The sequence below is a fragment of the Brevundimonas sp. SORGH_AS_0993 genome, assembly GCF_030818545.1.
In the GTDB taxonomy this organism is placed as follows: Bacteria; Pseudomonadota; Alphaproteobacteria; order Caulobacterales; family Caulobacteraceae; genus Brevundimonas.
Genome location: NZ_JAUTAH010000001.1, coordinates 1431242 through 1455770, shown reverse-complemented (window position 1 = coordinate 1455770; position 24529 = coordinate 1431242). Strand labels below are relative to the sequence as shown.

Genomic DNA, 24529 nt, shown 5'->3' with positions numbered 1-24529 from the left:
TTGGATACGGTTACGCATCGAACGGGTCTTAGGTTCATGCGGGCGGACAGAAAAGTGAAGCTTGCATCGGCGTGGCGGCTGCGCCTCATGATGCGTTCATGACATCGGGATCGACAAGACGCGGCCTATTCGTCCCGTTCGCGGGGGCGGCGGGCCTGGGCCTGGGCCTGGGCTTGGGCTTGGGCTTGGGTCTGGCCAACGCCGTCAAGGCTCAGACGGGCGAAGCGATCCTGGATGCAGAGGCGGCGGCGGCGTGGGAGCGGGTGCGTCAGGCCCTGACGCCCGCGCAGCAGGCCAATGCCGCCCGCGCCTTCATGGCCGCCCTGGCGACGGCGAACCGGCGACGCATCGTGCCGCCGATGGACGCCCGCGACCGGGCGTCGGGTCGGGCCGTGTCTCTGGACGATCCCGCCTTGCTGCAACGCCCCCAAGCGCATGAGGTGACGCTGAGCGTCGGTGGGCGGTTCCTGACCTTCCGGCCCCTGTCGCGCGCCAGTCTGGAGCCTTTGCTCGGCCGGTGACGGGAACCGGCCGCTCCGCCATCGGTTGTCGGGGAAGGTTAGAGAAGGAAACCGCCATGGCCGACATCGACGACGACACGCCGCCCCTGGCCGAAGAGGTCGAGGCCAATCTGGCCATCGAACAGGGCTTGGGGGTCGGGGCCCGGGAACTGGCCGCCCAGCGCGAAGCCGGCGCACCGGCGCTCGACGATGATGAGACCGAAGACGACGCGGCCGCCGACCTGTCCGACGGCCGCGCCCGGATCAAGCAGGTTTGAGCCTGCTTACGGCTGTATCTTGAAGTTGATGGAGAAAAGAATCATGCGGCCAGACAGGGTCAGACCGGCGGCGGCGGCTTGGTCCGAAAGCTCGACTCTGGCCCTGGACAAAGACCGCTCGACTGCACGCCAAAGATTATAGCCTGCCGGCTGTTCACTTTCGCTCTCGCATTGCGTCAGACGTCCCACCTCATCGGCGACGCATGACAGGACGACATAGCCCTCCAAGGGGCTGCGGTCATTCACAGGAGCCGGGAATTCCGGGCGCGGCATGATCTTCCATTTGACGGTATCGGGCAGTCCGTCTTGTCCATTGCCGTCAATCTTTTCAGCCTGAACCTGACGCGGGTCCACCATGGCCCGTCCGCACGCCGTCAGGGTCTGTTCGATGGAGGTGCTGGAGGGGTCCAGGTCCATGACATACCTTGTGCGGGGCCTGGCAGACGGCGATGGAACGATGATCTGAAGCTTGCCGCCCTCGGCCAGACCCCGCGCCACGAGAACGGGAATTCGGCTGAACGCCGCATCGCGTCGCGCACTCACCGACCAGATGGACATGTGAGGCTCGGACTGGTCGCCAACCTGAACGCCGAGTTCGCGCGATGTGGCTCGGCCCGCCGCTTCGGGCAAGCCGGTGATCAGGACATCATAAACGCCATCGACGCAGCGTGCGGCGACGGCCAAGCCGGATGTGAAGTTGACCGTGGCCACGACCGCCTTGCGCGCGGGCAAGGATAGCAAGGTCCAGTCCTCGCTCTGAGGGGCGGTCTCTTGAGCCAGGGCGGGTGTTGCACTGGCCAGAGCCAAGGAAACGGCGAGGAATCGAAGAAGCTTGAGCATTCCTTCAATCCGCACCAACTCGGATTGCCGTCACGCCGCCGCGTAGATGCTCTGGAACAGAACCGCCCCGTCGGCGGAGCCCAGTTCGGCCTCGAAGGCGCGGTCCGGGTGGGGCATCATGCCCAGCACATTGCCGCGGGCGTTCTGGATGCCGGCGATGGCGTTGACCGAACCGTTGGGGTTGTCGACATAGCGGAACACCACCTGGCCTTCGCCCTCGATGCGGGCCAGGGTCTCGGCGTCGGCGAAGAAGTTTCCGTCGCCGTTGCCCTGGGTCATGACCACTTCGCGCTGGCCCTGATAGCCGGCGGTGAAGCGGGTCTGGCCGTTGGCGACGGTCAGGCTGATGGGCTTGCAGACGTATTTCAGCCCCTTGTTGCGCAACAGGGCGCCGGGCAACATTCCGGCTTCGCACAGGATCTGGAAGCCGTTGCAGATGCCGACCACGGCCACGCCGTCATCAGCGGCCTTCTTGACCGCCTGCATCACCGGCGACTGGGCCGCCATGGCCCCGCAGCGCAGATAGTCGCCGTAGGAGAAGCCGCCGGGAATGACGATCAGGTCCAGCCCCTGGGGCAATTCCGTCTCGGCGTGCCAGACCATCGAGACGGGTTCGCCGGTGGAACGTTCGACGGCGACCTTGCAGTCGCGATCGCAGTTGGAACCGGGGAAGACGATGACGGCGGCGCTCATGGCGCGGGCCTTTAGCACCGATCCGTCGGCCTGTCAGTCCCGCAAGACTCAAGTGTTCGAAGCACGGCCTCCACCCGCTCCAGCAGCGCCTGGCGGTTGGCGGTCAGGGGCGGCAGGCCCAGTGCCGCGTTCAGGTCGTCCATCGCGTCGTGAAGCTGGTCCGCCGTCTGGGGCGGGCGTCGGCCCTCCTCGACTTGCAGCGCCAGGCGGCCGATCCGGGCCATCAACTCTTCCGCGATCACGTCCTGGCTCCAATGCAATCATGAATTGTGATCATGTGACACTGGCGTGTGCCTGGCGTCCGCGCAAGCGCCGATCAGGCGGTTCGTCGTCCCGTCAGCCAGGCGACGACGAAGATGACGAAGCCGCCCAGAGAAAGGCCCACCCCGACCCAGGCGGTGGAGGTCCAGCCGAACCCCGCCGCAATGGCCAGGCCGCCCAGAAAGGGCCCCAGCGCGTTGGCGGTGTTGAAGGCCGAATGGTTCAGGGCGGCGGCCAGGGTCTGGGCGTTCCCGGCCACGTCCATCAGTCGCGTCTGCAGGACGGCGCCCAGGCCGCCGCCACCGCCGATCAACAGCACCACCCCCATCAGGGCCCAGACGTTGGAGGCCGCGAACGGATACAGCGCCAGGGCCGCCGCGCTCCATAGCAACAGGCCCCCCGCCGCGGGAAAGCCCACGCGGTCGGCCGCCCAGGCCCCCAGTATGTTGCCCAGGAACATCCCCACGCCGAAGACGGCGAAGACCCAGGGCAGCAGGTCGGGCCCGACGCCGGTGACAGCCTGAAGAGTCGAGGCCAGATAGGCGTAAACGGCGAACATTCCGCCGAAGCCTATGGCGCCCACGCCCAGGGTCAGCCAGACCTGGGCGCGCTTCAGGGCGCCCAGTTCGCGCAAGGGACTGGCGTCCGGATGGGCCGCGTCGCGCGGCGCGAACAGGGCCACAAGGATCATGGTGGTCAGGGCCAGGACGCTGACGATGGCGAAGGTCCAGCGCCAGCCGAAGGCGTGGCTGACCAGACTGGCGAAGGGCACCCCGATCACGGTCGCCAGCGTCAGCCCCATCAGGATGGTGGAGACGGCGCGGGTGCGCAGGTGCAGCGGCGCGATGGAGGCGGCGACCAGGGCCGCTACGCCGAAGTAGGCCCCGTGGGGCACGCCGCTGAGGAAACGGAAGACCAGCATCCATTCATAGGTCGGGGCGACCGCCGACAGGCCGTTGCCGACGGCGAACAGACCCATGAAGCCGATCAGCAGCAGCCAGCGAGGGCTGCGCGCGCCCAGCACCGCCAGGATCGGGGCGCCGACCACCACGCCGGCGGCGTAGGCGCTGATCACATGACCGGCGGCCGGGGCGTCGACGCCCAGGCCCGCCGCGAAATCGGGCAGGATGCTCATGGCCGCGAACTCGGTCACGCCGATGGCGAAACCGCCCATCGCCAAGGCGATAAGCACCAGGGCGACCGCCGTGCGAGAATGGACCGGAGGGGCGGTGTCGAGGGCGATGTCGGTCATGCTGCGCTGCAAACTAATCAGCGTTCATGTCAGGGCAAGGGCGCCGACGCCCCGCTGCGATCACGCTTTGTTTTCGTAGGTCGCGGTGATCGACGCCTTCGCCAGGGTGTGGAAATGCAGGTTGAAGCCGAAGACGGCGCCGGAATCGTCGGCCGTGACGTCCAGCGTCTCTACATCGACGGCGAAAACCGTGAAGATATAGCGGTGCGGGCCGTGGCCGGCGGGCGGAGCGGCGCCGCCGAAGCCGGGCTGGCCGAAGTCGGTGCGGCCCTGGATCGTCCCCTTGGGCAGGTCGCCTCCGCGCGATCCCGCCCCGGTCGGCAGTTCGGTCACGTCGGCGGGAATGTTGGCGACCGTCCAGTGCCAGAAGCCCGAACCCGTGGGCGCATCGGGGTCGTAGCAGGTGACGGCGAAGCTCTTGGTTCCCTCGGGCGCGCCCGACCAGGCCAGTTGAGGCGACTGATTGCCCTTGGCGTGAACCTGGGCGTCCGGCAGCACGCCGTCGTCCTGAATGTCTGTGGAGGTCAGGGTGAAGGTCATCGGTCGCTCCTCTGTGTCGATAAAGCATTTAGGCGGACCGTGACCGATCACAATGGAGGAGGAGGCCGTCGCCGATCCACTGTTGGGGATTCAAGTCGAGGAGGCGTCCACATGACGCAATCTTCTTCTGCGTTAAGAAGCCTGTCGAACAGATGGTGGGCCTTGAGTTCTGCTTCCAAGGCCGATTGGCCGCCGAAGCCGCAGCCGCCGGATATGATCTGCGTCAACTCGATGCCCGACACGACCTGACGGACGAATAGGGCGGGATGTGCAGGGTGATCGGGCTGCGTGACCAGACAGAGCTTCAGCTCTCGGTCGTCTCGATAGGCCGATGAGCCACGATCATGTTTGTCGGCCACAATGCCGGGAATAGACGCGATTTCAGATCGCAAGGCGTCGAAGCCTTTGCGGCGATCAAGTCCGACACTGCCGAACTCGACGGCGGGATGTTTTGGCGTGCAGCTAGAAAGACAAAGGCCGCGCCGATGATCGGGGCGGCCTTCATGATTTAAGCCGCCTCGATGCGGTAGCTTTCGATCACCGTATTGGCGAGAAGCTGCTCGCACATCTTTTTGGCTTCGCCTTGCGGGTCTTCGGCGCCGTCGAGGTCGAACTCGATCAACTTGCCGACGCGCGCGTTCGACACGCCGGTCCAGCCCAGGCCCTGCAGGGCGCCTTCGACGGCCTTGCCCTGAACGTCCAGAACGCCGGGCTTGAGGAAGACGTGAACTTTCACCTTGGCCATCAATGCAGTCCTCCCTGGATCACCGTCGGCATGCCCTTCATGATGCCCAGGCGACGCGCGACCTCGGTGTAGGATTCGATGACATTGCCCAGGTCGCGGCGGAAACGGTCCTTGTCCAGCTTCTCGCCGGTCGTGGCGTCCCACAGGCGGCAGCTGTCGGGGCTGATTTCGTCGGCCAGGATGACGCGGCTGAAGTCGTTCTCCCAGATTCGGCCGAACTCGATCTTGAAATCGACCAGGGTGATGCCGACCGCGCTGAACATCCCCGACAGATAGTCGTTGACTCGCACCGTCATGGCCAGGATGTCGTCCAGCTCCTGGGTCGAGGCCCAGTTGAAGGCCGTGATGTGCTCTTCCGTGACCATCGGGTCGTTGAGCTCGTCCTTCTTGTAGTAGAATTCGATGATCGAGCGGGGCAGGGGCGTGCCCTCCTCGATGCCCAGGCGCTGGCTCATGGAGCCGGCGACGATGTTGCGGCAGACCACTTCCAGCGGAATGATCTCGACTTCGCGGATCAACTGTTCGCGCAGGTTCAACCGCTTGATGAAGTGGTTGGTCACGCCGATGCCGTTCAGGCGCGACATGATGAATTCGCTGATCTGGTTGTTGATCACGCCCTTGCCTTCCAGGACCGCCTTCTTCTGGGCGTTGAAGGCGGTGGCGTCGTCCTTGAAATACTGGATCAGGGTGCCGGGCTCAGGTCCTTCGTACAGGATCTTGGCCTTGCCCTCGTAGAGCTTCTTGCGTTTGGTGTTCATCGTCCGTCCCGCCTTACGGGCGCCCGTTAGAAACAAAAATCGCGCGGCCATGATGCCGGGAAGTCCCGATCCTGGCGGCGCGTTTCGGAATCGCTCGGGCAGTCAATCTCGTTCGGCGTCTCCTTAGCCGAAGGCGGCTTCCGATACAAATACGGATGGTCTTGGATGTGGACAGGACGTTCCGGTGGGTCACAGGCGGTTGCGTTCGCGGGCGGTCGGGCTATAGACGGCGCTTGCCCCGGAGTTTGGCGGGGTGCGGAACATGCTGAGCGATATGACGACCTTCGACGATCGGGAAAAGGCTTTCGAAGCCAAGTTCGCCCTCGATCAGGAGCAGGAATTCAAGGCCATCGCCCGGCGCAACAAGATGCTGGGCCTGTGGGCTGCCGAGAAGATGGGCCTGTCGAGCGAGAGCGCCGAGCAATACGCCGCCGCCGTGGTGCGCGCCGATTTCGAACAGCCGGGCGACGAGGACGTCTTCCGCAAGGTCGCCGGCGACTTCAAGGGCGCGGGTCTGTCGGTGTCGGAGGGCGAGATTCGCTCGAAGATCGACGAGCTGGCCTCCATCGCGCGCGAGGAAATCCGCGCCGGCGAATAAGATTTTCGACCTTCGGGCCGTTCAAGACGTCGAAAGGGCCGCACCCGGGGGAAAGTGCGGCCCTTTCTTTTTCGCCGGGGACGTTGGGGGATGTCTCTCCCGGCATACTCTGCGTCTCGCGCCCTTCAAGAACACCGAAGGCGTGATTTGGTTTCCATCGGTTCCAGCCCGTTCGCAAATATTTTGCAGGGCGGTAGCCAGAGGCTCGATCAGGCGCCGCCTGGCGGTTCAGTCTTCGAACACCACGGTCTTTGCGCCGTGCAGCAGAACCCGATCTTCCAGATGCCGTCGGACGGCGCGGGCCAGCACCCGGCGCTCGATGTCGCGCCCTTTGCGGATCAGGTCTTCGGGCGTGTCGCGGTGGCTGATGCGTTCGACGTCCTGTTCGATGATCGGCCCCTCGTCCAGAGCGGCGGTGACATAGTGGGCCGTGGCTCCGATCACCTTCACCCCGCGCGCATGGGCCTGGTGATAGGGGCGCGCGCCCTTGAAACCCGGCAGGAAGGAATGGTGGATGTTGATGCAGCGACCGGCCAGGCGCGCGCTGAGATCGTCGGACAGGATCTGCATGTAGCGGGCCAGGACCACCAGTTCGGTTCCCGTCTCCGCGATCAGACGAAGAAGCTGGGCCTCTTGCGCCGGCTTGTCGGCGGGGCTGATCGGCAGATGGTGGAAGGGCAGGTCGCCCAGATCGACATGGCCGATCATATGGCGCGGGTGGTTGGAGACGATCCCCGTCAGGTCCATCGGCAGTTCGCCGATCCGCCAGCGGTACAGCAGGTCCGCCAGGCAGTGGTCGAAGCGCGAGGTCAGGATCATCACCTTGCGCGGTTCCGGCCCGCGCAGGGTCCAGTCCATCTCGAACCGTTCGGCCAGGGGGGCGAAGGCGGCGCGCAGGGCCGGCTCGGCGTCGCCGTCGTCGGGCGCGAACACCACACGCATGAAGAAGGTGGCGGTGGAGGCGTCGCCGAACTGCTGGGCGTCGGAAATGTTGGCGTTCCGCTCCAGCAGGAAGGCGGAGACGGCCGCCACGATGCCGCGGCGGTCGGGGCAGGAAAGGGTCAGGATCATCGGTCGAAAGGCGTGTCCGGGAGGAAGTCGCCCAGTATGGCCCAGCTTTCCGCCTTTGCCGACAGGGATATCGCATGGGCGGGACTCGACGACGGCAGGTCGATCAGGGCGAGGTCGTCCGCGTCGGCCAGGATGCGCCGCCCGAGACCGGCCGCCAGCTTGCCGTTGAAAGCGACGGCCCGCAGCTTCGGCAGGCCGGCGATCAGACCCCGCAGATCGGCGGCCTCGGGCGAACGGATCGCCGCGTCCAGACTGCCCGACCGCCGGGCCGAGGCGATCACGTCCCACAGACCGACCCCGCGCGCCTTCAGCCGGTCCAGGCGCTCGGCGTAGGGCAGGGCGGCCAGGGGCTGGTTCAGCACCCCGCCGATCAGGGGCCAGAAGCCGTTGCGCGGATGGGCGTAATACTGCGCCGCCTTCAGCGAGGCGTCGCCCGGCAGACTGCCCAGGATCAGCAGGCGCGTGTCGGCGTCGACGATGGGGAGAAAGCCCCGTCTGCGGTCGTCGGTCGCAATACCCGTCACCGGGCCGGCGGGTCGTCGCGCAGCCAGCCGGTGATCGACCGACGCTTGCCCCCGGCGTATGCGGCGACCGGGGCCACGGAATGCTGACGCGGCGTCTTGAACACCGTCCAGACGTTGAAGCCCGGCTTGAAGCCGCCCTCGGGCGTCTTCAGCGACAGCCGCCAGGCCGTGTCGTGTTCCAGCGCGAGGTCCAGCCATTCGGCGCTGGCCTCATCCAGCAGGTCGGGCGCCTGCACCATCCCGTCGCGCGCATAAGCCGCCGCAAAGTCGCGGGGGTCGAGCCGGGGGTTCAGCCGGATCGTGCGCTCGACCATTGGGATCAGCCTCCGAACACCCGGTCGAACACCACGTCGACGTTCTTGGTGTGGTAGGTCAGGTCGAACAGGGCTTCCAGGTCGGTCTCGGGCAGGGTGACGCGCGGGTCGGCCTTCAGGAAGTCGATGAAGCGGCCCTCGCCGCGCCAGACCTTCATGGCGTTCTCCTGGACGGCGGCATAGGCGTCCTCGCGGCTGATCCCGGCCTGGGTCAGGGCCAGCATGACCCGTTGCGAAAAGACCAGGCCGCCCAGGCGATCCAGGTTCTTCTGCATGTTCTCGGGATAGATGTTCAGCCGCTCGACCACATTGGCCAGGCGGTGCAGGGCGAAGTCCAGGTGGATGGTGGCGTCGGGGCCGATGCCGCGCTCGACCGAGGAGTGGCTGATGTCCCGCTCGTGCCACAGGGCGACGTTCTCCAAGGCGGGCGTCACGGCCGAGCGGACCAGGCGGGCCAGGCCGGTCAGGTTCTCGGTCAGGATGGGGTTGCGCTTGTGCGGCATGGCCGACGAGCCCTTCTGCCCCTTGTCGAAGAACTCCTCGGCCTCCAGCACTTCGGTGCGCTGCAGGTGACGGATTTCGGTGGCCAGACGCTCGATGGAGGAGGCGACGACGCCCAGGGCCGCGAAATAGGCGGCGTGGCGGTCGCGCGGGATCACCTGGGTCGAGACGGGCTCTACGCTGAGGCCCATCTGGTCGGCCACATACTGTTCGACCGCCGGATCGACGTTGGCGAAGGTGCCGACGGCGCCTGAGATGGCGCAGGTGGCGATCTCTTCGCGCGCCGTGACCAGGCGACGGCGGGCGCGCTGGAACTCGGCGTGATAGCCGGCCAGCTTCAGGCCGAAGGTCACGGGTTCGGCGTGGATGCCGTGGCTGCGGCCGACGGTGACGGTGTATTTATGCTCCTTGGCGCGGGTCTCCAGCGCCTTCAGCACCCGATCGACCCCGTCCAGCAAGAGGTCGGTCGACCGGGCCAACTGCACCGCGAAACAGGTGTCCAGCACGTCAGAGGAGGTCATGCCCTGGTGCAGGAAGCGGGCTTCCTCGCCCACGATTTCGGACACATGGGTCAAAAAGGCGATGACGTCGTGCTTGGTGGTGCGCTCGATCTCGTCGATGCGGTCGGCGTCGAAGGTCGCGTCCTTGCCCTTGGCCCAGATGGCCTCGGCCGACTCCTTGGGGATCACGCCCAGCTCGGCCATTTTGGTGGCGGCGTGGGCCTCGATCTCGAACCAGATCTTGTACTTGGTCTCTTGCGACCAGAGGGCGACGGCGACGGGGCGGGAATAGCGCGTGATCATGGGCCGGTCGTGTCGGTCGCGCGGCCCGGCGAGTCAAGGTTCGCCGCGCCTGGCGGGCAAGTTTCATGAGGCGGGCGATGCGCCAACGGTTAAGCTTGAGACAACCATGGCCGCTGACGCTCGATTAATCGGACGGCGTTATCCTGGGCGGGTCAGAACGACCGCGCCTCGAAACCGCGACCAGGAGAACGGCCATGACGGCCCCGGTGCTGCAGAACCGCCAGACCATGCGCGCCGCGCGCCGCGCGCCGATCCGTCTTTTCAACCCCGTAATCGGCTACACCCTGGCCGCTGTGGTCAGCGCCGCCATCTGGGGCCTGCTGCTCTCGGCCCTCTTCTAGAGTCCGATCGTTTAGACGGAATCGCGTAGTGCTTCCTCTGTAACGGATCAGGCTCTGGGGATCAGTGCGCGCCGGCGTCCGTCGGCGCCTGGGCGACCAGCACCGGCTCGGCCTGAGGCGGCGGGGCGACGTAGTCCAGGGTGATCGGCGCCAGCGTCGCGCCCGAGGCGACGGCGTCCAGCGTCTTCAGCGGCGCGCCCAGCATCCGCTGATAGATCCAGTAGCTGGCCACGACCTTTTCGACGTATTCGCGGGCTTGGGGCACGTCGATGGTCTCGATCAGCAAAAGGGGATCGGCGTCCGGCCCCAGCTTCCTCACCGCCGCCAGCATCGGGCCGGGTCCGGCGTTGTAGGAGGCCACGGCCCGCAGCAGGTCGCCCTGGAAGGCCGGCAGCGACAGCATTCGGTTCACATAGGCCTGGCCCAGCTTCAGATTGATCGACGGATCGAACAGGCGCGTCGGATTGGACACGAAGCCGCGGTCGCCGGTCATCTCGGCCGCCGTGGTCGGCATGACCTGCATCAGACCATAGGCGCCGGCGCCGGACCGGGCGGTCGGATTGAAGTCCGTCTCCTTGCGGATCAGGGCGTAAACCAGGGCCTTCTCGACGATGAAGCCGCCCTCGGGCTGAAGCTCCGGCATGGCGTAGCGCGTGGCGTCGATGCGGACGACGTCGGAACCCGAACCCGGAACCAGGGCGCGGGCCAGGGCCGACCACAGGCGCGCGGCGTCCCCGGCGGCGGTGCGCAGGCCCGAGCGCAGCTCGTTCTCGCCGTCGGCGCGGCGACCGACCTCGTAGAAGGCCACGGTGCGGCGCGCGCGCGGGTCGGTCTGAACAAAGGTCTCCAGCTCGGCCGGGTCCACGTCGCCGGAGGGGGCGAAGGCGGCGCGCTGCAGCCGGGGCTGGGCCTGATAGGGGCGGGGGCCCTGGTTTTCGACGACCGGCTCCTCGCCCAGGCGACGCAAGGCGATCTGGCCATAGAAGGTGGCGGGCCACTGGGCCGCGAGACGCAGATATTCGGTCACGCGGTCCTGGCGGCCGGACTGGGCGGCGGCGCGGGCCGTCCAGAAAGCGGCCCCGGCGCGGACCCAGGGATCTTCGGTCGGATCGTTGGCCACCCGCTCGAAGGCGGCGAAGGATTCGTGAAATTGGCCCAGACGCCATTCCGCCAGACCGACCGTCCACCAGTCGCCGATCTGACGGCCGACGGCCGAGGCGCCGGTCAGGTCGTCGTTGTTATAGGCGACGCGCGCCGCCTTCATCGGGTCCAGAACGGGGCCGCCGCCGGTCACGGCGTTGACCACGCTGTTCCAGGTCCGCTCCAGCACGCCGGCGGGCTTGACGGGCTCGGGCGCGCCGTCGGGACGCCGCTTCAGGGCCAGGGCATAGACCCGGTCCGCGCACGGCAGGTCCGAATAGTCCTGCAGCCAGACGGCCAGTTCGTCATAGGTGGCGGCGTAGTCGGGATGGAACAGGCGTTCGAACTCGACCTGACCCAGCAGCACACGATCCTGGGCCTGCCGGGCGGCGGTGCGAGCGGTCTCCAGATCGCCACGACGCAGGGCGTCGAAGGCGGTGGTGTAGGACAGGCGGTCGGCCGAACTCAGAGCCGTGGGGCGGCCCGCCCCGGATGCGGAACCGGAGGCGACGGCGCCCGTCGCCTCGTACGGCGTCTCGGCCAGGGCGGCGCCCGCGCCTACGGTCGCGCAGAGAGCGAGAATCATCGTCGGCGCAAGCATGGCGCGGCGAATGGTAAGCAATGCGGCGGCCCCCTCGTTGGCGGCGGCCCGGCCCGTCTCGACTCAGGCAGGGTCCGTATGGCGATCGGTCGTCAGCATGGAAACATGCGGCAATCAATCGTGATCCTCAACCGAGTCCGTTTCAAGGCGAACCGACAGGGCCAGAATATCGCTCCACACCTGGCGCTTGGCCTGGGGCTGACGCAGCAGGAAGGCCGGATGCAGGGTGGGCATGACGGGGGCGGACACGGCGCCTTCCGGCAGCCGCCATTCCTTCCACCGGCCGCGCATCCGCATGATCCCCTCCTCGACCTGAAGCACCGACTTGGCCGAGGCCGCGCCCAGCAGGAGGACGGCCCTGGGCTTCAGCAGGGCGAACGTCCGCTCGACGAAGGGGGCGCAGACGGCCTGTTCCTGCGGGCTGGGCGTGCGGTTGCCGGGCGGGCGCCAAAAGACGGTGTTGGTGATGAAGACCTTGTCGGTCAGGCCCGCCGACGCCAGCATCCGGTCCAGCAGCTGACCGGCCTTGCCGACGAAGGGCTGGCCGAGGCGGTCCTCCTCCGCGCCGGGGCCTTCGCCGATGACCAGGACCGGCGCCTGGGGATTGCCGCGCCCGAACACCGACTGGGTCGCGCCCATGCCGCGCAGGGGGCAGCCCTCGAAGGCGGCGACGGCGGCGGCCAGGTCCTGCAGCGTCGCCGCGCCCGCCGCCAGATGGCGCGCCTCGATCAGGGCGTCGGCGCCCACGGCCCCGGCCAGGGGCGTGACGACCGAGGCGGTGGCCCGCTGCACCGCCTTGACGGCCGGCGGCGGGGCGATGTGGGTGTGATCGACCGGCGCCTCGCCATAACAGGCGTCCACGCCCGCATCCCGCCAGAAGGCGAGCAGGCTTTCGACTGCAGCGATGTCGTGGGGTTGCGCGTTCATGTCTCGGGCTACCGATAAGCCTTGACCGCCGCCGCGTCACCTTCCGATAAGCGGCATAACCACACGAATAACCGGGATTTCAGGGGAAGACATGGCCCAGGACGCCATCGAAGGCGGCGCGGAGAACGCCCGTCAGGAAGCCATCATCGACAATCTGGCCCCGCTGGAGGCGCTGGAAGGGGTCGAGCGCGAGGTGATGGAGTACGACGTCGTCATCGTCGGCGGCGGCCCGGCCGGCCTGTCGGCGGCCATCCGCCTGAAACAGCGCGCGGAAAAGGACGGCAAGGACATCAGCGTCGCCGTTCTGGAAAAGGCGGCCGAGGTCGGCGGTCATATCCTGTCTGGCGCGGTCATCGATCCCAAGGCGCTGAACGAACTGTTCCCCGACTGGAAGGACCGCGGCGCGCCGCTGGAGACCCCGGTGACGAAGGACCGGTTCCTGCTCTTGGGTCCGCAAGGGTCGGCGCCCCTGCCCATGCCGCTGCTGCCGCCCTTCATGCACAACCACGGCTGCTACATCGCCTCCCTTGGCAATGTGGCGCGCTGGCTGGGCGAACAGGCCGAGGCGCTGGGCGTCGAGGTCTATCCCGGAATGGCCGCCAGCCATGTGGTCTGGGAAGAAGAGACGGGCCGAGTGAAGGGCGTGGTCGCCGGCGTGTTCGGCATCGACCGAGAGGGCAAGCCGACCGACGACTTCCAGCCGGGCATCGAACTGCACGGCAAATATGTCTTCATCGCCGAGGGCGTGCGCGGCTCCCTGGCCAAGACCATCATCGCCCGCCACAAGCTGCAGGACGGCAGGTCGCCCCAGAAATACGGCATCGGCCTGAAGGAGCTGTGGCAGGTGCCGGCCGACCAGCACCAGCCGGGCCTGGCCCAGCATACGACCGGCTGGCCGCTGGACGAACACACCGGCGGCGGCAGCTTCCTGTATCATTTCGGCGATCGCTACGTCGCCGTCGGCTATGTGGTGCATCTGAGCTACAAGAACCCGCATCTATCGCCTTTCGACGAGTTTCAGCGGTTCAAGCATCACCCGGAGATCGCCAAACATCTGGAGGGCGGCACGCGCATCTCCTATGGCGCGCGGGCCATCACCGAGGGCGGGCTGCAGTCCATTCCGAAGCTCAGCTTCCCCGGCGGCGTCCTGATCGGCTGTTCGGCGGGCTTCGTGAACGTGCCGCGCATCAAGGGCAGCCATAATGCGATGAAGACAGGAATGCTGGCCGCCGACGCCGCCTATGAGGCGGTGCAGGCCGGGCGCGGCGGCGACGAGCTGGTCGAGTATCAGACGGCGTTCGAAAAGAGCTGGGTGCATAAGGAGCTGTCGGTCGTCAGGAACGCCAAGCCCCTGCTGTCGAAGTTCGGCACGACGCTGGGCGGGGCGTTCGGCATGTTCGACATGTGGTGCCGGACCCTGCTGGGCGGCTGGTCGCCGATCCCGACGCTGAAGCACGACAAGACGGACGCGGCCTCGACCGAGCCGGCGGCCGATCACAAGCCGATCAAATATCCGAAGCCGGACGGCAAATTGTCGTTCGACAAGCTGTCGTCGGTCTTCATCTCCAACACCAACCACGCCGAGGATCAGCCCGCGCACCTGAAGCTGCTGGACCCGTCCAAGCCGATCAAGGTCAACCTGCCCAAATACGGAGAGCCGGCGCGGCTGTACTGCCCGGCCGGGGTCTATGAGGTCGTCTATGCGGACGAGGTCGCCAAGACTGATCCGCGCTTCGTCATCAACGCCCAGAACTGCGTTCACTGTAAAACCTGCGACATCAAGGATCCGTCGCAGAACATCGTCTGGACCACGCCCGAGGGCGGCGGCGGCCCCAACTATCCGAACATGTGACGGAACGCATCCTCGATCCGCTCGTCCCGGCGAAAGCCGGGATGAGCGGAGGCGAAGCCCTCATCAGCCTCTTGCGGGCGCGGGGGAAACCGTGAAGGGTCGGGCCATGATCGCCTCTTGTTCGCGCCTGTTCGCTGCTTCCCTGACCGTTCTGGCTCTGGCCCTCGCCGGGCGGGCCGGGGCGCAGGTGTCCACCCCGCCGGCGCCGACGCCGGAGACCCATCCGCCGGCGATCATCCTTCAGCCCGGCGAGCCGACGCCGGGCCAGCCGCCAGCAGACCCGGCCAACGAAGCCACGCCCGATCCGCACATCGTCGTCACCGAAGCCCCTGCCACGCCGCCGATCCCCGAGGTCTGGACGCCCGTGCCGACCGACGCCGACGGCGCCAGCGCCTATGGCCTCTATCTGGCGGGCAAGCTGGCCCTGATGCGGGGCGAGGGGACGGCCGGCGCCGACTTCCTGGCCCGCGCCAATCGCCTGACGCCGGAACAGCCGAGGGTGCGCGAACAGGCGTTCACCGCCGCCCTGCTGACCGGCGATCTGGACGTGGCGGCCGCCCTGGCGCCGAGCGACGGCTCGCCCGCCTTCGTCGAGGCGGGGCGTCTGGTCCAGGCCGTCCAGGTCTTCGTCCACGGCGACGCCCGCGCCGCCGACGCCGCCCTGGCCCAGCCGATCGGCGCCCCCCACGCCCGCGCCGGCGTCATGATCACGCCCTGGATCGCAGCGGCGGCCGGCGACTGGACCCGCGCCCTTCAGCCGCCGCCCGCCACGGCCGATCCCCTGACCCTGGCCATGGCCCGCATCAGCCGCGCCAATCTGCTGGAGCTGCGCCGCGACTACGCCGGGGCCGAGACCGAGTTGAAGGGGTTGGTCGATGCGCCGACCGTCGGCGCCCTGTTCAAACGCCCCTATGGCGAGTTTCTGGAGCGGCGGCGTCGCCGGCCCGAGGCCGTCGCCCTGTATCAGGCGGGTCTGGCGGCCAATCCGGAGGATTCGGGCCTGAAGCGCGCCCTGGCCCGCGTCCAGGCCAGAGGGCGTCCGCCGGCCCTGCCGACCTTCCGCGAGGGCGCCGCCCAGGGCCTGACCACCGCCGCCTTCCAGGCCGCAAACGAGCGTGGCAACGAGTTCGCCGCCGTCTATCTGCGGCTGGCGCTGAACCTGGATTACGACGACACGACCCAATTCACCCTGGCGCAGATGCTCTCGCGCGCCGGGTTGAATTCGGCGGCCCGCACGGCGCTGGAGCGGATCGGGCCGGACGATGCGGCCGTCTATGGCGCCGCCCGTGCGGAGCTGGCCTCCAGCTACGCCCAGGAGGGGCAGGACCAGGCGGCCCTGACCGAACTGCGCCGCGCCGCAGCCGTCCTGCCGGACGATCCGCGTGTCGCCCTGATGCTGGCCGGGCAGCTGGTTCAGGTGAAGGAGCATGAGGCGGCCCTGGCGCTGTTGAACGGGCCGCTGCTGAACACGGCCCAGCAGCCGGCCAGCGTCCGCTTCCTGCGCGGCGCCGTCTATGAGGCGATGAACCGCATCCCCGAGGCGGAGGCCGAACTGTGGGCCGCGCTTCAGGCCGATCCCAACAACGCCGACACCCTGAACTATCTGGGCTATCTTTGGGTGGACAAGGGGCTGAGGGTGCAGCAGGGCGCCGACATGATCGCCCGCGCCCACGCGCTGGAGCCCAACAACGGCAATATCGAGGACTCCCTGGGTTGGGCCCAGTATCGCCAGGGCCAGTACGAAACGGCCGTGACCACGCTGGAGCAGGCGGTGGACAAGGAGCCGGCCAACGCCGAGATCACCGACCACCTGGGCGACGCCTACTGGCGCGTCGGGCGGCGGCGCGAGGCCGGCTGGCTGTGGAACCGCGTCCTGACCCTGGACCCCGACGCCGAACGCCGCGCCGAGGTCGAGCGCAAGATCGCGGACGGGCTGGACAATCCCGCTTCGACCGGCGGCGTCTCTGATTGACCGCCGCCCGTCCCGGTTTTCGGCCGGATGGGCGGGTGAAATGTGCAAGGGCATGGGTTAGTCAGCGCCCATGACTGTCCGCACCGCCCTGGCCCCGGCCAAGATCAACCTGTTCCTGCACGTCGGGGCCGTGGACGGGGACGGCTATCACCCCTTGTCCAGCCTAGTCGCCTTCGCCGACATGGGCGACATGGTCGCGGTCGAACCGGCCGAGCGGTTGTCGCTGTCGGTCATGGGCCCGTTCGGCGCGGTGCTGGCGGCCGAGCCTGACAATCTGATCCTGAGGGCGTTGCGGGCGTTGGGGGAGACGACGGGAACCGGCGAGCCCCCGTTGAAGGTGACGCTGGACAAGCGGCTGCCCATCGCGGCCGGGCTGGGCGGCGGATCGTCCGACGCTGGGGCGGCGCTGAAGCTGGCGCGCGCGGTGCTGAGACTGGACATCGACGAGGCGGGGCTGGAGGCGGTCGCAGGCCGGATCGGCGCGGACGGCCCCATGTGTCTGCGCGCGCGCTCCGCCTGGGCCGAGGGGCGGGGCGACGTCCTGACCGAGGCCCCCGATCTGCCGCCCCTGCCGGCCGTGCTGTTCAATCCGGGCGTTCCGTCTCCGACCGGGGCGGTCTATCGCGCCTATGACCGGGGACCGATCCGGGGCGCCGACCGGCCGGCCCCACCTGCCGACGGGTCCGTCGCCGCCGTCATCGACTGGCTGGCGGACCAGCGCAACGATCTTGAGGCGCCGGCCCTGGCCCTGACGCCGGTGATCGGCCAGGCCCTGGCGTCGGTGGCCGGTGCGCCCGGGGTGGAACTGGCGCGGATGTCCGGCTCGGGCGCCACGGTCTTCGGGCTGTGCCGCACCGTCGCTGCGGCCGAGGCGGCGGCGCGGGTGCTGGGCGCCGCCTGGCCCGGCGCCTGGGTCCACGCGACCCGTCTGGGCGGCGGTTTCCCCTCCACCGATCATGCTCTATAGGTCCGCCGTCCCGATTTTCAGCCTCTTCAAGAGCCCGATTTGACCACCCCGACCCAGCCGCTCGCTTTCCAGGACCTGATCCTGAAGCTCCACAGCTATTGGAGCGACCAGGGCTGCGCCATTCTGCAGCCCTATGACATCGAGGTGGGGGCCGGCACCCTGCACCCCGCCACCGTCCTGCGCGCCCTGGGTCCCAAGCCGTGGAAGGCCGCCTATGTCCAGCCCAGCCGACGCCCCGGCGACGGCCGCTATGGCGAGAACCCCAACCGGCTCCAGCACTATTATCAGTATCAAGTCATTCTGAAGCCGAACCCGGATAACCTTCAGGCGCTTTACCTGGGCTCGCTGGCCGCCATCGGCATCGATCCGAAGCTGCACGACATCCGCTTCGTCGAGGACGACTGGGAGAACCCCACCGTCGGCGCCTGGGGCCTGGGCTGGGAGGTCTGGTGCGACGGGATGGAGGTGACGCAGTTCACCTATTTCCAGGGCGTCGGCGGCATCGAGGTCGATGTGGTCTCGGGCGAACTGACCTACGGGCTGGAGCGTCTGGCCATGTACGTTCAGGGCGTGGACAACGTCTATGATCTGAAGTTCACCAAGGAGGGGCTGACCTATGGCGAGGTCTTCCTGGAGAACGAGCGGCAGCAGTCGGAAGCCAACTTCCACGGCTATGATGTCGATGGTCTGAAGCGCCGGTTCGAGGATATGGTCGCCGAGGTGTCGCGCCTGTTGGCCATGACCGGACCGCAGGGCCAGCCGCTGGTCCTGCCCGCCTATGACCAGGTGTTGAAGGCCAGCCACCTGTTCAACCTGATGGATGCGCGCGGCGCCATCGCCGTCGCCGAACGACAGAGCTACATCGGCCGCATCCGCGAACTCTGCAAAGCCTGCGCCCTCGCTTACGTCGAACAAGAGCGGAAAACAGCGTGATTTCCATTTCCGCTCATCCCCGCGAAAGCGGGGACCCAGTCCTGTCGCGAGGCGCGATGTCTGGGATTGCGGTTGAAGCCCATACGGCGCTGGTTTTGCGCCCAAAGCGCTGGGTCCCCGCCTTCGCGGGGATGAGCGGACAGATTTGAGACCCTGATGCCCCAACTCCTCCTCGAAATCTTCTCCGAAGAAATCCCCGCCCGGATGCAGCAGGGCGCCGCGCGCGACCTGGAGCGGATGGCGGCTGATTGGCTAAACCGTGCCGGTCTGACCTGGGATGCGCTGACTACTTATTCCGGGCCACGTCGCCTGACGCTGGTGGTCGACGGCCTGCCTGTTCAGGCGAAGAGCACAAATGAAGAGATAAAAGGGCCTAAAACTAGCGCTCCTGCGCAAGCTCTCGAAGGCTTTCTTCGCAAAACTGGCTTGACCCAAGACCAGCTAGTCGAGCGTGACGGGGTCTGGTTTGCTGAAATATTCCGCGTAGGTGCTTCTACGGGGCGAGTTGTCACGGAGATGGTCGATCAGATCGTGCGCGCCTTGCCCTGGCCCAAGTCGATGCGCTGGGGCGCGGGAAGCCTGCGCTGGGTGCGGCCGATCAAGCGCATCCTGTGCGTCTTCGACGGGGCGGTGGTCCCGTTCGAGATCGACGGCATCCAGTCCGACGCGATCACCGAGGGCCACCGCTTCCTCGGCTCGGGCCAGCCGTTGAAAGTCAGCGACTTCGCCGACTACCGCGCCCAGCTGGAGAAGAACTTCGTCCTGATCGACGTGGCCGACCGCAAGCTGCGGATTCTGGAACAGGCCAGGGCCGCCTGCGCCGCGCGGGGCCTCGTTTTGGTCGATGACGACGGCCTGCTGGACGAGGTGGCGGGGTTAGCCGAATGGCCCACCCCGATCCTGGGCGACATGGACCCGCAGTTCCTGGCCCTGCCGCCGGAAGTCGTGCGTCTGTCGATGAAGGTTCACCAGAAGTATTTCGCCGTCCGCGATCCGGCGCGCGAAGGTCTGGCTCCCAACTTCCTGGTCGTCGCCAATGTCGAGGCGACCGACGGCGGCAAGGCCCTGGCCGCCGGCAACAGCCGCGTGCTGTCCGCCCGCCTGAACGACGCCCGCTTCTTCTGGGACGAGGACCAGAAGGTCGGCTTCGACGCCTGGAACGGAAAGCTGAAGGGCGTCACCTTCCACGCCAAACTGGGCACCCTGGCCGAGCGCGTCGACCGCATCGCCGCCCTGGCCCGCGAGATCGCCCCGCTGGTCGGCGCCGATCCCGAAGAGGCGTTCGAGGCCGCCCGCCTGTCCAAGGCGGACCTGCTGTCGGGCATGGTCAGCGAATTCCCGGAACTGCAGGGGATCATGGGCGGCTATTACGCCCGTCTCGCCGGCCATTCCGACGCGATCGCCGACGCCGTGCGCGACCACTACAAGCCGCAAGGCCCCGCCGACACGGTCCCGACCGCGCCCGTCACGGTCGCCGTCGCCCTGGCCGACAAGCTGGACACCCTGGTCGGCTTCTTCGCCATCGACGAAAAGCCTACGGGGTCGAAGGACCCTTTCGCCCTGCGGAGAGCAGCGCTGGGCGTGATCCGGCTGGTGCTGGAGAATGGGGTGCGGGCTCCGTTGAGAAGAGTGCTCATTGAAGGCGTTTTTGGACTGACAAATGTCAGCCGTACCTTGGATGTGTTGCACCGCTTTGAAGACGGCGGTGTGTCCACGTCTGGCGTCAGCGTTTCCAACGAACTCACCGATCAGAAGGTGGTCGGCCTGCAGTTGACTCGAGGCAGTGGCGAACTCGCTGCGCCTGTCGTCGTGTCCGGTGATCTTCTCGCCTTCTTCGCCGACCGCCTGACCGTCCTCCTGCGCGACCAAGGCCAACGCCATGACCTCGTCGCCGCCGTCTTCGCTCTGGGCGACGACGACTTGGTCCGGATCGTGCGTCGGGTGGAGGCGCTGGCCGCCTTCCTGGCGACGGACGACGGGGCCAATCTGCTGGCGGGCTATAAGCGCGCGTCCAACATCCTGAAGGCGGAAGAGAAGAAGGGCTCCCTCCCGACCGGCATGGTCCAGACCGGCCTGCCGAACCAGCCCGAGGCCGAGACCGAACTGGCCTTCGCCGTCGGCGCCGCCGCGACCGCCGTGGACACGGCGCTGGAGACCGAGGACTTCGCCGCCGCCATGACGGCCCTGGCCGCTCTGCGCGCGCCGGTGGACCGCTTCTTCGAGGAGGTGATGGTCAACTCCGACGTGGCCGAAGAGCGCGAGAACCGGCTGAAGCTGCTGGGCCAGGTGCGCACGGTCATGGGCCGCGTCGCCGACTTCGGCCAGATCGCGGGCTGATCGAAAACCGCCGTCCCGCGCAGGCGGGGCGGCGTCTTCGGTTCCATCCTCAGTCCTGGCTCAATCCTGGGGGATCGGATTGGTGCGCGGGTCCGGGCCGTTGGTGACGACGCGGTCGCGGTCGCCCAGGTCCTTGACGATCTTCACGTCGGTGAAGCCCGCGTCCTCGAACAGGGCCTTGACCTGCGGCCCCTGGTCCCAGCCGATCTCGACCGCGAAGACGCCCAGGGGCTTCAGGATGCGCCGGATTTCGGGCGCCAGGTCGCGGTAGGCCTGAAGCCCGTCCGGCCCGCCGTCCAGCGCCAGGTGCGGGTCATGGTCGCGCACCTCCGGGTCCAGGCTGGAGATGTGGTCGGTCGGAATATAGGGCGGGTTGGACAGGACCAGGTCGAAACTGGCGTCGCCGAAGCCCGCCGCCCATTCGGTGCGCAGGAAGGACGCCCGGCCGTTCAGGTCCAGGTTGGCCGCGTTCTCCTTGGCCACGGCCAAGGCTTCGGGCGAGATGTCGGTGCCGACCCCTTGCGCCGCCGGGCGTTCGGCCAGCAGCGCCAGGAGGATGGCGCCCGAGCCGGTGCCCAGGTCGATGGCGCTGAACGCCTCGTTCTTGGCGAAGGCCAAGAGGCTGACGTCCAGCAGGGTTTCGGTGTCGGGCCGGGGGCTGAGGACGTCGGGCGTGACGTTCAGCATGATCTTCCAGAAGCCCTTCTTGCCGACGATGCGCGACACGGGCTCGCGCCGCAGGCGCCGGTCGATCATGGCCGTATAGGCGGCCTGCTGTTCGGCAGTGACGACGCGATAGGGATCGGTCAGAATGTCGGTGCGGCTGGCGCCGGCGGCGGCTTCCAGCAGCAGGCGGGCGTCGATGGCCGGGCTGTCGATGCGGCCGTCCTTCAGCCGCGCCTGGGCGGCCTTCCAGATGGTCAGCAGGGTCGCGGCGCCGTCGGCCGGCTTGGGCGTAAGGGGTTCGGTGGTCATGACGGGTGAGTGGGGCTTTACGGCCATGATTTCAAGAACCGAGGACATCCGGGGGAACGTCGGGCCAGCTTCGCCGTTCGCGTCCTGATGAAGACTTTCCCCTATCGCCTTGCCGATCTGATCGGTCGTTTCGCGCCCGGTCGGCGCGCCTTGAAGGCGGCCGGAAGGGGCGGCGCGGGTCTGTGGGCCTATGTCGCGGCCGCGGCGGGCGGGCTTGCGGCCGGGGCGGGGGCAGCGCACCTGCTCTATAGCCAGGGCCACAAGTTCGGCGTCGAACTGCGCCCCGAACGGCCAGAGTCCCTGCCGCCCGCACCGCCGACGCCCGAGGATTTCGAGGCCAGGGAGCCTGGTCGAGGCCGCCTGGCCGAACGCCCGCACCAGATTCCGCGCAAGGGCTGGACCGACATCGTCTGGCGCGCGGCCGCCTCCTATTTCGGGGACCGGGTCGGCTTCGTGGCGGGGGGCGTGACCTTCTTCACCCTGTTGTCGCTGTTCCCCCTGCTGGGCTCGTTCGTGACGCTTTACGGCCTGTTCGCCGATCCGGCCAAGGCTTGGGCGCGGCTGCAGTTCCTTTATGCCCTGCTACCCGACAGCATCGCCGAATTCCTGGGCCTGCAGATGCAGCGTCTGGCCGAGAACTCCAGCGGCCAGTTGACCTTCACCCTGATCTGGACCCTGGCCCTGTCGCTGTGGACGGCCAACGGGGCTGTGAAGATGCTGTTCTATGGGCTCAACGTCGCCTACCACGAGGTCGAGAAGCGCAACATCGTCCGCTACAACCTCTTGTGCATGGGGTTCACGGTCGGGGCGCTGTTGGCCGTGCTGCTGACTTCGGCCCTGGTGGTGGGGGTGCCGGTGGTCGTGCATCTGTTCGGACTGGAAGAGGAATGGGGCCTGTTCGCCCCCCTGCGCTGGCCACTGCTGCTGACCGGCTATGTCTGCGCCCTGATGGTCATCTATCGCTACGGCCCATGCCGGCAGAAGGCCCGCTGGCGCTGGTTGTCGCCGGGAGCGGTGTTTTCCGCCAGCCTCAGCCTGATTCTGTCGCTGGCCTTCAGCTGGTATCTGAACACCTTCGTGCGGGTCGACAGCTATGGGCCGCTGGCGGCGATGATGGGTTTCCTGCTGTGGACCTGGCTGTCGGTGCAGGTGATCCTGATGGGAGCGTCGCTGAACGCCGAGATCGAGCATCAGACGGCGATGGACACCACCACCGGCAAGCCCCAGCCGATCGGACAGCGCGGGGCCATGGTGGCCGACAATGTGGGCGCACGGCGCGGCACGCCCGCCGCCCTGGCCTTCACCCAGCGCCAGATGGAGGCGGCGGCCGACAAGCTGCTGCGTCGCCGGTTGAAGCGGAACGGCCGGTAGGGGGCAAGCGCTCCCTATCGTCGTTCCGGCGAGTCCGCAGGACGAACCCGGAATGACGATAGGTTCGGGGGGTCAGAGGATGAAGCGGCTCAAGTCCACGTCCTTGGTCAGGGCGCCCAGTCTTTCGCGCACCGCCTCGCCGTCGAAGGCGACGGTCTGGCCCGACAGGTCCGACGCCTTGAAGCTGGTCTCTTCCAGCACCCGCTCCAGCACGGTCTGAAGCCGGCGGGCGCCGATGTTCTCCACCGCCGAATTGGCCGCCACCGCCGCGTCGGCCATGGCTTCCACCGCGTCGTCGGTGAAGGTCAGGGTCACGTCCTCGGTCGCCAGCAGGGCCTGGTTCTGGCGGATCAGATTGGCCTCGGGTTCCGTCAGGATGCGTTTGAAGTCGTCGCGCGTCAGGGGCTTCAGTTCGACCCGGATCGGCAACCGGCCCTGAAGTTCGGGCAGCAGGTCGCTGGGCTTGGCGACATGGAAGGCGCCCGAGGCGATGAACAGCACATGGTCGGTCTTCACCGGCCCGTATTTGGTCGAGACGGTGGCGCCCTCGATCAGAGGCAGGAGGTCGCGCTGCACCCCTTCGCGCGACACGTCGGCGCCGGACGCGCCCTGGCGCGCGGCGACCTTGTCGATCTCGTCCAGGAAGACGATGCCCTCGTTTTCGGCCAGTTTCAGCGCCTCCTGGGTCAGGCTGTCCTGATCAAGCAGCTTGTCGCCCTCTTCGGCGATCAGGGGGGCGGTGGCGTCGCGCACCGTCGTCTTGACGGTCTTGGTGCGCCCGCCGCCCATCTTGCCCAGCATCTCCGACAGGTTCAGCAGGCCGACATTGCCCCCGCCCGGCAGGTCCAGCCCCTGGATCGGGGAGGCGGTGTCGGCCAGCGACACCTCGATCTCCTTGTCGTCCAGTTCGCCGGCCCGCAGCTTCTTTCGGAAACTGTCGCGCGTGGCCTGGCCCGCGCCGGGGCCGACCAGGGCGTCCAGGATGCGGTCCTCGGCGGCGCTTTCGGCGCGGGCGCTCACCTCGCCCCGCCGCCGTTCGCGCACCATGACCAGGGCGCTCTCGACCAGGTCGCGCATGATCTGATCGACGTCGCGGCCGACATAGCCGACCTCGGTGAACTTGGTCGCCTCGACCTTCAGAAAGGGCGAACCCGCCAGTTTGGCCAGACGCCGCGCGATCTCGGTCTTGCCCACGCCCGTCGGGCCGATCATCAGGATGTTCTTGGGCGTCACCTCGTCGCGCAGATCGTCCGGCACGCGCTTCCTGCGCCAGCGGTTCCTCAAAGCCACGGCCACGGCGCGCTTGGCGTCGTTCTGCCCGATGATGTGGCGGTCAAGCTCGGAGACGATCTCGCGGGGGTTCAGTTCGGTCATGCGGTGCAGATAGGAGAGGCCGAACCGTTGCGGGAGAGGGGCGGCGCGTCGCGTTGCCGCA

Annotated in this window: 26 protein-coding genes; 11 read left to right on the top strand and 15 right to left on the bottom strand. The window is 67.7% G+C overall.

The annotated features are described in order from the left end of the window. Positions 1 to 98 precede the first annotated feature (98 nt). Complete coding sequence (locus tag QE389_RS07215; RefSeq protein WP_307365849.1) at positions 99 to 521, top strand: hypothetical protein; 423 nt, start codon at positions 99 to 101, stop codon at positions 519 to 521. 56 nt (positions 522 to 577) lie between these two features. Next, positions 578 to 778 (top strand): hypothetical protein, encoded by a 201-nt coding sequence (locus QE389_RS07210; protein WP_307365847.1) that lies wholly within the window; start codon positions 578 to 580, stop codon positions 776 to 778. A 6-nt stretch (positions 779 to 784) separates the two neighbouring features. Here QE389_RS07210 and QE389_RS07205 read toward each other — a convergent pair whose 3' ends face one another. The 5 genes from QE389_RS07205 to QE389_RS07185 form a co-directional block, all read right to left on the bottom strand. Further along, positions 785 to 1462 carry a hypothetical protein gene (locus QE389_RS07205; RefSeq protein ID WP_307365844.1) on the bottom strand — a complete coding sequence of 226 codons (678 nt, stop codon included), beginning with the start codon at positions 1460 to 1462 and terminating at the stop codon, positions 785 to 787. A 186-nt stretch (positions 1463 to 1648) separates the two neighbouring features. Further along, complete coding sequence (gene purQ, locus QE389_RS07200; RefSeq protein ID WP_307365842.1) at positions 1649 to 2311, bottom strand: phosphoribosylformylglycinamidine synthase subunit PurQ; 663 nt, start codon at positions 2309 to 2311, stop codon at positions 1649 to 1651. A gap of 11 nt (positions 2312 to 2322) precedes the next feature. After that, positions 2323 to 2553 carry a hypothetical protein gene (locus QE389_RS07195; protein WP_307365840.1) on the bottom strand — a complete coding sequence of 77 codons (231 nt, stop codon included), beginning with the start codon at positions 2551 to 2553 and terminating at the stop codon, positions 2323 to 2325. Positions 2554 to 2627: 74 nt separating this feature from the next. After that, entirely contained in the window at positions 2628 to 3824 is a 1197-nt protein-coding gene (locus QE389_RS07190; protein ID WP_307365838.1) for an MFS transporter, read from the bottom strand. 60 nt (positions 3825 to 3884) lie between these two features. After that, positions 3885 to 4364 (bottom strand): YbhB/YbcL family Raf kinase inhibitor-like protein, encoded by a 480-nt coding sequence (locus QE389_RS07185; protein WP_307365836.1) that lies wholly within the window; start codon positions 4362 to 4364, stop codon positions 3885 to 3887. A gap of 344 nt (positions 4365 to 4708) precedes the next feature. Between QE389_RS07185 and QE389_RS07180 the strand changes: the two genes are divergently transcribed. After that, a complete protein-coding gene (locus QE389_RS07180; RefSeq protein WP_307365834.1) occupies positions 4709 to 4876 on the top strand; it encodes a hypothetical protein in 168 nt (55 codons plus the stop codon). Here the strand turns inward: QE389_RS07180 and purS are convergent. Together purS and purC are read right to left on the bottom strand one after the other, a co-directional pair. Next, positions 4873 to 5109 carry a phosphoribosylformylglycinamidine synthase subunit PurS gene (gene purS, locus QE389_RS07175; protein ID WP_307365832.1) on the bottom strand — a complete coding sequence of 79 codons (237 nt, stop codon included), beginning with the start codon at positions 5107 to 5109 and terminating at the stop codon, positions 4873 to 4875. The two genes, QE389_RS07180 and purS, sit on opposite strands and share 4 nt — an antisense overlap. Further along, positions 5109 to 5867: a phosphoribosylaminoimidazolesuccinocarboxamide synthase gene (gene purC, locus QE389_RS07170; protein WP_307365830.1), complete on the bottom strand. Its 759-nt coding sequence runs from the start codon at positions 5865 to 5867 to the stop codon at positions 5109 to 5111. The genes purS and purC overlap by 1 nt, the downstream gene beginning before the upstream one ends. A gap of 274 nt (positions 5868 to 6141) precedes the next feature. On the opposite strand from purC, the gene QE389_RS07165 reads away from it, so the two are divergent. Further along, positions 6142 to 6465: a DUF1476 domain-containing protein gene (locus QE389_RS07165; RefSeq protein WP_307365828.1), complete on the top strand. Its 324-nt coding sequence runs from the start codon at positions 6142 to 6144 to the stop codon at positions 6463 to 6465. A 228-nt stretch (positions 6466 to 6693) separates the two neighbouring features. On the opposite strand, the gene purU is transcribed toward QE389_RS07165, so the two are convergent. The 4 genes from purU to purB are packed head-to-tail and all read right to left on the bottom strand — an operon-like array spanning position 6694 to position 9678. Continuing rightward, complete coding sequence (gene purU / locus QE389_RS07160) at positions 6694 to 7536, bottom strand: formyltetrahydrofolate deformylase (RefSeq protein WP_307365826.1); 843 nt, start codon at positions 7534 to 7536, stop codon at positions 6694 to 6696. Further along, entirely contained in the window at positions 7533 to 8060 is a 528-nt protein-coding gene (locus QE389_RS07155) for a DNA-deoxyinosine glycosylase (RefSeq protein WP_307365824.1), read from the bottom strand. The genes purU and QE389_RS07155 overlap by 4 nt, the downstream gene beginning before the upstream one ends. Further along, entirely contained in the window at positions 8057 to 8374 is a 318-nt protein-coding gene (locus QE389_RS07150) for a hypothetical protein (protein WP_307365822.1), read from the bottom strand. Before QE389_RS07150 ends, QE389_RS07155 begins: the two co-directional genes overlap by 4 nt. Before the next feature lie 5 nt (positions 8375 to 8379). Next, entirely contained in the window at positions 8380 to 9678 is a 1299-nt protein-coding gene (gene purB, locus QE389_RS07145) for an adenylosuccinate lyase (protein WP_307365820.1), read from the bottom strand. A gap of 194 nt (positions 9679 to 9872) precedes the next feature. On the opposite strand from purB, the gene QE389_RS07140 reads away from it, so the two are divergent. Continuing rightward, positions 9873 to 10019, top strand: coding sequence for a hypothetical protein (locus QE389_RS07140; RefSeq protein WP_307365818.1), 147 nt, complete (start codon positions 9873 to 9875; stop codon positions 10017 to 10019). A 61-nt stretch (positions 10020 to 10080) separates the two neighbouring features. Here QE389_RS07140 and QE389_RS07135 read toward each other — a convergent pair whose 3' ends face one another. Together QE389_RS07135 and QE389_RS07130 are read right to left on the bottom strand one after the other, a co-directional pair. Then, positions 10081 to 11745, bottom strand: a complete 1665-nt coding sequence (locus tag QE389_RS07135) for a lytic transglycosylase domain-containing protein (RefSeq protein WP_307365816.1) — start codon at positions 11743 to 11745, stop codon at positions 10081 to 10083. Positions 11746 to 11874: 129 nt separating this feature from the next. After that, the gene (locus QE389_RS07130; RefSeq protein WP_307365814.1) at positions 11875 to 12687 is read right to left on the bottom strand and encodes a uracil-DNA glycosylase family protein; all 813 of its coding nucleotides are present in this window, start codon (positions 12685 to 12687) and stop codon (positions 11875 to 11877) included. A gap of 196 nt (positions 12688 to 12883) precedes the next feature. Between QE389_RS07130 and QE389_RS07125 the strand changes: the two genes are divergently transcribed. The 5 genes from QE389_RS07125 to glyS all read left to right on the top strand — a co-directional run bounded on the left by QE389_RS07125 (position 12884) and on the right by glyS (position 20748). Next, positions 12884 to 14539, top strand: a complete 1656-nt coding sequence (locus tag QE389_RS07125) for an electron transfer flavoprotein-ubiquinone oxidoreductase (protein ID WP_307368962.1) — start codon at positions 12884 to 12886, stop codon at positions 14537 to 14539. Between the two features lie 106 nt (positions 14540 to 14645). After that, the gene (locus QE389_RS07120) at positions 14646 to 16511 is read left to right on the top strand and encodes a tetratricopeptide repeat protein (RefSeq protein ID WP_307365812.1); all 1866 of its coding nucleotides are present in this window, start codon (positions 14646 to 14648) and stop codon (positions 16509 to 16511) included. A 70-nt stretch (positions 16512 to 16581) separates the two neighbouring features. After that, positions 16582 to 17478 (top strand): 4-(cytidine 5'-diphospho)-2-C-methyl-D-erythritol kinase, encoded by an 897-nt coding sequence (locus tag QE389_RS07115; protein ID WP_307365810.1) that lies wholly within the window; start codon positions 16582 to 16584, stop codon positions 17476 to 17478. Positions 17479 to 17517: 39 nt separating this feature from the next. Next, positions 17518 to 18411: a glycine--tRNA ligase subunit alpha gene (locus tag QE389_RS07110; RefSeq protein WP_307365808.1), complete on the top strand. Its 894-nt coding sequence runs from the start codon at positions 17518 to 17520 to the stop codon at positions 18409 to 18411. A 156-nt stretch (positions 18412 to 18567) separates the two neighbouring features. Next, entirely contained in the window at positions 18568 to 20748 is a 2181-nt protein-coding gene (gene glyS / locus QE389_RS07105; RefSeq protein ID WP_307365806.1) for a glycine--tRNA ligase subunit beta, read from the top strand. A gap of 60 nt (positions 20749 to 20808) precedes the next feature. Here glyS and prmC read toward each other — a convergent pair whose 3' ends face one another. Further along, positions 20809 to 21723, bottom strand: coding sequence for a peptide chain release factor N(5)-glutamine methyltransferase (gene prmC / locus QE389_RS07100; RefSeq protein ID WP_307365804.1), 915 nt, complete (start codon positions 21721 to 21723; stop codon positions 20809 to 20811). Positions 21724 to 21810: 87 nt separating this feature from the next. Between prmC and QE389_RS07095 the strand changes: the two genes are divergently transcribed. Beyond that, positions 21811 to 23094, top strand: coding sequence for a YihY/virulence factor BrkB family protein (locus tag QE389_RS07095; RefSeq protein WP_307365801.1), 1284 nt, complete (start codon positions 21811 to 21813; stop codon positions 23092 to 23094). Positions 23095 to 23166: 72 nt separating this feature from the next. Here QE389_RS07095 and hslU read toward each other — a convergent pair whose 3' ends face one another. After that, positions 23167 to 24468 (bottom strand): ATP-dependent protease ATPase subunit HslU, encoded by a 1302-nt coding sequence (hslU, locus tag QE389_RS07090; protein ID WP_307365799.1) that lies wholly within the window; start codon positions 24466 to 24468, stop codon positions 23167 to 23169. Positions 24469 to 24529: the final 61 nt, after the last annotated feature.